This window comes from Microcystis aeruginosa LEGE 91341, from assembly GCF_015206885.1.
GTDB lineage: Bacteria > Cyanobacteriota > Cyanobacteriia > Cyanobacteriales > Microcystaceae > Microcystis > Microcystis aeruginosa_H.
The window spans coordinates 1-8,729 of the sequence record NZ_JADEXY010000161.1 but is presented as its reverse complement, the minus strand read 5'-3'; the positions used below and the strand labels follow the sequence as shown (position 1 = coordinate 8,729).

Sequence of the window (8,729 nt, the reverse complement as noted above, 5' to 3'; positions counted from 1 at the left end):
CCCCTAAAACCCTAAAACCCCTCACTGATCACTGATGCTTCCCCTTCCCTAGTCTGGACGGTTAGATTAAAATAAATGTAAGGATATGTAAACTTTCGTAACTATCTCGCCAATTGGCTAACCAATGATCCCAACAACTTCTTTATTCGCACCCGTTGACGATGATCTCCGTCTTTTGACCGATAACTTAAAAAACCTCGTCGGCGCTCGTCATCCCATTTTAGCGGCGGCAGCAGAACATTTGTTCGAGGCCGGTGGTAAACGCGTTCGACCAGCGATCGTGTTGCTGGTATCTCGCGCTACTATGTTAGACCGGGATATCACTCCCCGTCATCGTCGATTAGCGGAAATCACGGAGATGATCCACACTGCCAGTCTCGTCCATGATGATGTGGTAGATGAGGCGGAATTGCGGCGCAGTGTTCCCACCGTTAACAGTTTATTTGACAATCGCGTGGCGGTTTTAGCGGGGGATTTCCTTTTCGCTCAATCCTCTTGGTATCTAGCTAATTTAGATAATTTAGAAGTGGTAAAATTGCTCTCGGAAGTGATTCGCGATTTTGCTGAAGGGGAAATTCAACAGGGAATTAATCGCTTTGATACCAGTATCTCCCTGGAAGCTTATCTAGAAAAAAGTTACTACAAAACTGCTTCTTTAATTGCCAACAGTGCCAAAGCAGCCGGGGTATTAAGCGAGCAATCGGCTGAAGTTAATCATCATTTATATAATTATGGTCGTGATTTAGGATTAGCTTTTCAAATCGTCGATGATATTCTCGATTTTACCTCCCCCACGGAAGTATTAGGAAAACCCTCTGGCTCTGATTTGATCAGTGGTAATATTACTGCTCCCGCTCTCTTTGCCATGGAGGAAAATCCCTACATAGAAGTGTTGATCGAACGGGAATTTAGTCAGGAAGGAGACATCGAAAAAGCTCTTGATTTTATTCACTCTAGCCAAGGTATTCCTCGCTCAAAAGAGTTAGCCAATCAGTATGGTCAAAGTGCCTTAAAACACCTTGACTGTTTAGCTTCTTCTCCCTCAAAAGAGGTGTTAATCGAGCTAGTGGATTACGTTTTGAGCCGAATTTATTAGGGAATAATAGTTCTCGCCGTAGCAATAGTCCACGCATCGACTAATAATAAAAATAGGGTGAGAGTAAAAAGAATTCCATACATCCAAGGCTGAGAAAGGGGGCGAATATCAGTCATATCCAAGTTAGTTTTTTCCTCGATTATTTTGACCATGCGATTAAATCCCACCACTCGCATCGGCAATAAATAGGCTTTTTCTGCGGAGCGATCAAGGAAATAATAAACTAAACCACCCTGTCCTGTACTGCGACATTTAAGTTCTTTTATATCTGTCCAATTTAACCACCAACCAGAGCGAAGAAAAGCGGGAAACCATTGGGGATAGGTAACTTGTATCCCTGTCTCTGATAAAATCACTCTTTCACTTAAAGCTCCGTATAAAGCGATTAATCCTAAGCTAATTCCTATCCAGAGAAAATTGGGATTAATGGGGGAATTAGTAACTTTTGCTAAAAAGGGTAAGGGGATGGTTAACGCCACATATAAACTTAATAAAGTTACCCGAATTATAGGTGATATCCGAAAAGTTATTGTCTCGTTCATTTGATAACCTTTATCTTGTTGGTATGGGGAAGTGGGGGAGTGGGAATTATGAATTATGAATTATGAATTGGGAAGCGGGGAGAATAAATAAAAATAATCTCCTGAATGCTGATTCCTGAATACTGACGACCGATAGCTAAAATAACTGCTCATTGATCACCGCGTCTCCTTGTCCCCAAAAACCATCGTATTTAGTCACTTCAATATCACCAAAAACTTTGACTTGACAAGCAAGACGACGGTTATTATTGGGGTTATGGGGAGGTAAAGAAAGACGCGCTTTTTCCTTCCAATTGATAGCAGAAACTTCGCCCACAATTGCCACCGCACAGGTTCCACAGCTGCCGATGCCGCGACAATTGATTAACTTGGAACCGCCATTATACAAAGAAATGTCATGTTTTAATAATATGCGACGGAGATTTGCACCTCGATCGCAGGTGATTGTTTGACCGTAAACTGTTATTCTAGGCATTAGGGGCGTGATTTTAAGTGGCTACAGTTATTAATTAATATTAACATCTATTGACTATTTCTATGAACAATGGTAAGCGCATTTGGGTCTATGACACTACTCTCCGGGATGGGGCCCAGCGAGAAGGTATTTCCCTCTCCCTAGAAGATAAAATTAAAATCGCCAGGGAATTAGATCGGATGGGTATTCCTTTTATCGAAGGCGGTTGGCCTGGCGCAAACCCTAGAGATGGTCAATTTTTCTGGAAACTGCACGAAGAACCCCTAAAACAAGCGGAATTAGTCGCTTTTTGTTCCACTCGTCGCCCCCATGTCGAGGCCCGGGAAGATTCGATGTTAACCGCCATTCTCGCCGCTAGAACCCGTTGGGTGACAATTTTCGGCAAATCTTGGGATCTACACGTCACAGAGGGCTTAAAAACCAGTCTGGAGGAGAATTTAGCCATGATAGGAGATACGATCGAGTATCTACGCTGTCAGGGAAGACGAGTCATTTATGATGCCGAACATTGGTTTGATGGTTACAAAAATAACCCCGAATACGCCCTTTTAACCCTGAAAACCGCTAGGGATGCCGGGGCCGAATGGTTAGTTTTCTGTGATACCAACGGTGGCACTTTACCCCAAGAAATCGCCCCTATTGTGGAGAAAGTGCGGGAGCAATTGGGCATCGATCCTGATGATGAAAATGCGCCTCAATTAGGCATCCATGCCCATAATGACGCAGGAACCGCCGTGGCTAACTCCTTAGCGGCAGTTAACGAGGGCGCACGCATGATTCAAGGCACAATTAACGGTTATGGGGAACGCTGCGGCAATGCCAATTTATGTACTTTAATTCCCAATCTTCAGTTAAAAATGGGCTTTTCTTGCCTAGAAGAAAATCAATTAGGCCGATTGACGGGAACTAGCCGAAAAATCAGCGAAATGGTCAATTTAGCCCCGGATGATCATGCTCCCTTCGTCGGACGTTCCGCTTTTGCCCATAAAGGCGGTATTCACGTTTCTGCGGTGGCGAAAAATCCCCTCACCTACGAACATATTAACCCGGAAGCGATCGGGAATCAGCGTCGCATTGTCATTTCTGACCAATCGGGGTTAAGTAATGTGTTAGCGAAAGCGCGTAGTTTTGGCATCGATTTAAATAAAGATGATCCCACCTGTCGGCAAATATTGGAACGTTTAAAAATCTTGGAAAGTCAGGGTTATCAATTTGAGGCAGCCGAAGCTAGTTTTGAGTTATTAATGCGGGAAGCTTTGGGACAGAGAAGCCACCTTTTTGAATTAAAAGGATTCCAAGTTTATTGTGATATGCTCCGGGATAGTGGTAATGCGATTGCAACAATTAAAGTACGGGTAAAAGAGGAAGATTTATTAGAAGTGGCCGAGGGTAACGGGCCAGTGGCTGCTTTAGATCGGGCTTTAAGAAAAGCTTTAGTCAAATTCTATCCCGAAATTGCTAACTTTCACCTGACCGATTATAAAGTGAGAATCCTCGATAGTGGTTCGGGGACGGCAGCGAAAACTAGGGTTTTAATCGAGTCCAGTAACGGTCAACAAAGATGGACTACTGTGGGAGTGTCTAGTAATATTTTGGAAGCTTCCTATCAAGCAGTAGTAGAAGGAATTGAATACGGTTTATATCTGCTGCAAAACAATAAACTAGAATTATCGGGTCAATTTTGTCCTTTAGGGATAATTTAGGGAACAGTTATCAGTTATCAGATTTTTTATCCTCACTCCCCTAATTCATAATTCATAATTGATAATTCATAATTCATAATTCATAATTCCCATCTCCCCTTTCTGGGATTGAATGTTTCCTAGGATAATAATCTAGTGACGACCGAATTTTGCCAACGACGAGCCAAGGCCCGTAGATACATATTAACGGGAAACTGATAATATTCGATAATTAACCAGAGTAAACAAATAGCATGGCAAATAAAGGTTAAAATCGACCAAAATAGAGGCACCCATGACAAAGGACTCCCCTCGACTGGAGGAAAAAGATAGGCCCCCGTAGTCACAATTGCTGTGGGAAAAATCACAAATCCTAAACCGATAATTAAGTAAAAACCTGCTATCTCCATTCCTTCTCTCGGTAAACCCTGCCAATACTTACCATTCCAATACCAAGTTAAGGGTAATTGACTATCGGCCATTTTTAAAACCTGTTGTTCTAAATTAGCAGTAAAAATGTGTTGACAAAAGTTACAAGCATAGGCTTCCATGAGTGGTAAAGTGGCGATTTTACCATGGCGACAGACGGGACAAGAATAGGTATCGTGATAGTTTAATCGGGTTGGCTCGGTCATGGTAATGTGAGTACGAGTAAAAAAGGCAATTGCAGATAATTAACTTTTCCCTATTGATAACTAATTAAGCAAGATTGGCAGGAATTGTCCCTAGTTTTTGCAGTTGTTTTTCAATATTAGCCTTTAATTGAGTCCGGGAGATTTCTTTTCCTGTTTGAGCGGTGTGTGCATTTTCCAGAAAAATAATACTATCTACTTTTTCTACGGCAAATAATTGGAATAAAAGATGGGTTACGGGAATCAGGAGCGTTGATAGGGGTGAATTAGCAGTATTTTGAGCAGATATGGCCATTTTTTCCGTAGCAAAGGCATAGATCACCCTTTTTTCCTGTTGTGGCTGCTGCCGATGAGCTAAGGTGGTTAGTAACCAATCACCTTGGCTATTTTGAACTACATAGTATTGTAAATGTTTTAACTGTCTAGCAAAAGCTGCAAGGACGGGATTAACCGCTTCTTCCATGACCACGGTTGCCAGTCCGTAATTGACCGCTTCTCGACTTAAAATATGCAGTTGTGCCTTTAATTTCATGGCTAATCATGTCTATAAACTAATCGATGGCGATGACATTCGGCAAGGCCATTTAAAATTGTCGTCGTGAAAAGATGAGGATGGAGATACCCAATAATAGACCAGTATAAACGAGACTGTAGAGGGCATTACCGATTAGAACATCAGCACTAGGCAGCAAACCATAAACGGCCTCATTTCTAAAATTCAATCTCTCCAAATCTGGGAGAATTAGATAAATATTTTTAGTGATGGCGAGGATATTGGGATTTTTGCTGATTATACCCAATTGGATCAGATCTTTGCTGATGTGACCCATTAGATAGACCCCAAAAGTCATTAGCGTGGCTAAAATCGAACTGGTAAATACCCCAAAAGCGATCGCCACGGCTGCGATCAGAATTAATTCTAAACCGAGATAGAAAACCGAGACAATCAGGGGTAAAGGTTGAAAAGATACTTTCATCCCCAGCAACATCAGCAGGTAAATCACCAACATTACCCCCAACATCACCGCTAAAACCCCGGACAAACCCAAGTGTTTACCGAGGATAAATTCGGCCCGACTCAGGGGTTTGGGAATCAAAACTAAAATAGTTTTCTTGTCAATTTCCTTATTAATTAGCCCTGTACCCATAAAAACCGCGACAATTACCCCTAATAACCCGATAGCGGCTAATCCCAAGTCAAGAAAGATTTTCTCATGGGTTCCCACCGCAATTTCTGGTAATAAACGCCAAGCGAAGGCCATCAACAAGGCAAAAAACCCGATAAAGTAAAGAATGCGATCGCGAATAACCTCGCGAAAACTATTAGCTGCGATCGCCCAGATTCTCAGGATGCTGATACCCATAGCCTTTCATCAAAATAATATCTGTCTTTCCTTTTGAGATTACCCATTTCCGTGACAAAAGTGGACCTCCTCTAAAAATCAAAAATTGTCACGGTAGCAGTCCGTAACGATGACTAGGTATTCTTAAAGTTAGCCAAAACAGCAGCTAATCCTTACTGTTCCATTGTTACCTTATCTTTGTCGAAATCCACCATCAAGAATCAGCCTAGGATAAATTGATCTCTAATAACCCCGGTGGTGGCGAGATCTCGATGCGTGCCGCTTTCAGATCCACCAGTGGAACAATTTCTTTGACAAAGGGAACCAGGGCCGTGGCTTTTGAGTCAGCAGATGGACTTTGTTTCTTGACGGAGGCGAGATTTGCTTCTAGTTGCACTGCTAAAATGTCATTACCCGCCCACAAAATATCTACTACGACCCCGATTTTTTCTCCTGTCAGGTGATGATAAACCTCCAAGTTTACTAGCTCACTAACATGATATTCATCCGCTTTTAGGCGAGGTTTTTCTAGTTTATTCGCCCATAATTTATATCCGCGCAAAGCTTCGGCCTGTTCCCGATTTTCAACCCCCTCTAACTTGATAACATAAACATTTTTGCCCGGTAGATCACGTCCCCTAAGCAGGGTAATTTCTCGGATTTCTCCCCCTTGGGGTCCTTGTATTCCCCTAATACCTCGCTTCTGAAAACGTTCGGGAAAATCTGATACCGATAAAACTCGCAATTCTCCCTCCAGTCCCTGGGGTGCTACTATTGTCCCAATTTCTAGCCAATTTTCTTCCATTGTCTTGACATTTTTTGCTATAGCTTTCCCTAGTATATAGCCTTTTTTGTCTCGCTCCTAGATTAGACCTCTTGTAAAAATCAAAAATTGTTGTTAGGGTTAGGAGTCAGGAGTCAGTAGTCAGTAGTCAGGAGTCAGGAGAATTAAGAATAAAGAATAATCAATTAAATGGTTTATTTACAAATTTTAGGCTCTCTTGGGTTTGGTGGGTAAAATGTATTCTAAGATACATTCTTCCTAGCGGGGGGGTGGAACGAACCACAAAGACACAAAGGACACAAAGATTGATTGATCATATTGTAAGTTAAACTTATCACACAGAACCTAGAAGAGCCAATTTTAGGCAATTTAATCCTTATTTCTGCCGTTTTTAAACCTGCAAAAATTAATTATGCAAGAGGTTTATTTTAAAAGTCTTGGTAAGGTAAAATTTTTATTTGACCTCTACTCCTGACCATTTTTTGACTTTTTACTGGTGGCTTTTTACTGAATTATGACTATTTGGCAAGCGGATTTTTATAAATCTTCATCTTCATCTTCTCTTGGCCCAGTCTGGCAATTGTTAATTTTCGATCCTCTTGGTCATCTTATTTATGAAAATTCCTGTCCCCAATCCCAAGCTAATAGCGACTGGTTAACCCAACAGTTACAGCAAGCTTGTCAAGTCTCCCCCCCGGAAATTATCCAAGTTTTTCGCCCCCAATGCGCCAATTTATTTCTCCTCGCTGGTCAAAATTTACAGATCAAAATTGAGTTAACCCGTCATGTTAACGCCCTGAAAAAACAGCTAGAATTACGGCAAATCCCCATCAATATCGACTCTCCTCCACCGCAACCCCTACCAGACCAATTTTTAGGTCAAGAGTGGCGTTTTGCTCGTTTTCCCGCCGTTGATTTAGTTAACTTTTTTGGTGATCGCAGAATACCGATTCTTTCCCTACCAGAGGCCTTTTCTCCTTTAAAATTAGGTTTAGCCTCCACTCTCATGATCCCCGGTGTGGTTATTACCGGTGGTAAAAAATCTCTTGCCATCGCTCGTTGGTTAGAGGAAATTAACCCAGTATTCATCGATCATATTCCCACAGAAAGGGGGCGATCGGGCGGTTTAGTCTTGGAATCAGGTCTAAATGAACGTTGGATTTTTCTGACCTACGAAGATGAAGAAGTGGCCTTGGCAGCCAATATTTATCAAGCAACCAAACAGGAAAGCCAAGGTTTGCACTTTCTCCTCATACAACCGGATGATTCTGGTCGCACTTTTACCGGCTTTTGGCTACTGAAACAAGTTTAACCCCCAAGCTGTCCCCAATAGGCAAAGAATACCCGCTAAACCCGCCAAAGGTTGGTTATAGATACCTTTAACCCAAACTAACCCAGAATCGCTGTAAGACATCAATTCGGCACTGTCTAGCAAGGCCAATCCCCACACCCAACCGCTATGAAGTCCCCAAGCTAATCCTAAACTACCATGATCGATCGCCCGCGCCCAGACCAGAACCATGCCCATCAGAAATAAACCGGGTAGTTGCGGCAGCGTTTGCTGACGTTCCCAAAGCAAGTGCAGCAGGGCAAAAATTAGGCTGGAAATGGCTCCCGCCACCCAAAAACCGTATTCTTGGCTTAATTGGCTCAAAAAGATGCCCCTAAAGATTAATTCCTCGGTAATACCCACCCAGAGGGCCACTATCAACAGGGGTAAACTCAAGGCAAAAGCACGAGTTAGATTTTTTGGCTGCCAATGTACCCAGGCCAAAATCCCCTCTAGGAAAAAAATTATCCCTAATCCCAGCACTGCCAAGATTAATCCCTTGGTTAGGGAGATAAATAGGGAAAATGACCAAATTAATCCGTAATTATGGAGGCTGCTCCCCTCTATCTTCAATAATCCCCAGATAACTAAGGGAGCCAAGGCGTAAAGAGAGGCCACTAGGGGCAATTTCTGGTCAGGTTTTGTCCCTTGCAGCGGTTGCCATCCCAAACGACTCCCTAAACCAATGGCAATGGGCAGCCAGAGAATTAACCAGGCTAACAGGAAAATAATAATTTTTATTAAGGCAGCTATGTCCATTGTCAATTAGGTGTTATGGAAGTGGGGGTGTGGGGTGTGGGGTGTGACCCCCCCAACCCCCCCCGACATCGGGGGGGGCAGAGGGG

General features: G+C 42.7%; 10 protein-coding genes. 3 read left to right on the top strand and 7 right to left on the bottom strand.

The features are described from left to right. Positions 1–124: 124 nt before the first annotated feature. On the top strand, positions 125–1,096 hold the full coding sequence (gene sds, locus IQ234_RS18430) for a solanesyl diphosphate synthase (protein WP_159254018.1): 972 nt from the start codon (positions 125–127) through the stop codon (positions 1,094–1,096). On the opposite strand, the gene IQ234_RS18425 is transcribed toward sds, so the two are convergent. Next, entirely contained in the window at positions 1,093–1,638 is a 546-nt protein-coding gene (locus IQ234_RS18425; RefSeq protein ID WP_193958144.1) for a hypothetical protein, read from the bottom strand. The genes sds and IQ234_RS18425 overlap by 4 nt on opposite strands. Positions 1,639–1,774: 136 nt before the next feature. Then, a complete protein-coding gene (locus IQ234_RS18420) occupies positions 1,775–2,113 on the bottom strand; it encodes a 2Fe-2S iron-sulfur cluster-binding protein (RefSeq protein WP_193958143.1) in 339 nt (112 codons plus the stop codon). Positions 2,114–2,175: 62 nt separating this feature from the next. Here IQ234_RS18420 and cimA point away from each other — a divergent pair, with 62 nt between their 5' ends. After that, positions 2,176–3,816 carry a citramalate synthase gene (cimA, locus tag IQ234_RS18415; RefSeq protein ID WP_193958142.1) on the top strand — a complete coding sequence of 547 codons (1,641 nt, stop codon included), beginning with the start codon at positions 2,176–2,178 and terminating at the stop codon, positions 3,814–3,816. Positions 3,817–3,935: 119 nt separating this feature from the next. Here cimA and IQ234_RS18410 read toward each other — a convergent pair whose 3' ends face one another. The 4 genes from IQ234_RS18410 to rimM all read right to left on the bottom strand — a co-directional run bounded on the left by IQ234_RS18410 (position 3,936) and on the right by rimM (position 6,575). Beyond that, on the bottom strand, positions 3,936–4,430 hold the full coding sequence (locus tag IQ234_RS18410; RefSeq protein WP_110577943.1) for a hypothetical protein: 495 nt from the start codon (positions 4,428–4,430) through the stop codon (positions 3,936–3,938). 64 nt (positions 4,431–4,494) lie between these two features. Then, positions 4,495–4,959 carry a hypothetical protein gene (locus tag IQ234_RS18405; RefSeq protein ID WP_193958141.1) on the bottom strand — a complete coding sequence of 155 codons (465 nt, stop codon included), beginning with the start codon at positions 4,957–4,959 and terminating at the stop codon, positions 4,495–4,497. A 52-nt stretch (positions 4,960–5,011) separates the two neighbouring features. Beyond that, entirely contained in the window at positions 5,012–5,791 is a 780-nt protein-coding gene (locus IQ234_RS18400; RefSeq protein ID WP_193958140.1) for an ABC transporter permease, read from the bottom strand. Positions 5,792–5,996: 205 nt separating this feature from the next. Then, on the bottom strand, positions 5,997–6,575 hold the full coding sequence (gene rimM / locus IQ234_RS18395) for a ribosome maturation factor RimM (RefSeq protein ID WP_193958139.1): 579 nt from the start codon (positions 6,573–6,575) through the stop codon (positions 5,997–5,999). Between the two features lie 493 nt (positions 6,576–7,068). Here rimM and IQ234_RS18390 point away from each other — a divergent pair, with 493 nt between their 5' ends. Further along, positions 7,069–7,866: a Tab2/Atab2 family RNA-binding protein gene (locus tag IQ234_RS18390; RefSeq protein WP_193958138.1), complete on the top strand. Its 798-nt coding sequence runs from the start codon at positions 7,069–7,071 to the stop codon at positions 7,864–7,866. Here IQ234_RS18390 and IQ234_RS18385 read toward each other — a convergent pair. Further along, entirely contained in the window at positions 7,849–8,643 is a 795-nt protein-coding gene (locus IQ234_RS18385) for a CPBP family intramembrane glutamic endopeptidase (protein WP_193958137.1), read from the bottom strand. The two genes, IQ234_RS18390 and IQ234_RS18385, sit on opposite strands and share 18 nt — an antisense overlap. Between the last annotated feature and the right edge of the window lie 86 nt (positions 8,644–8,729).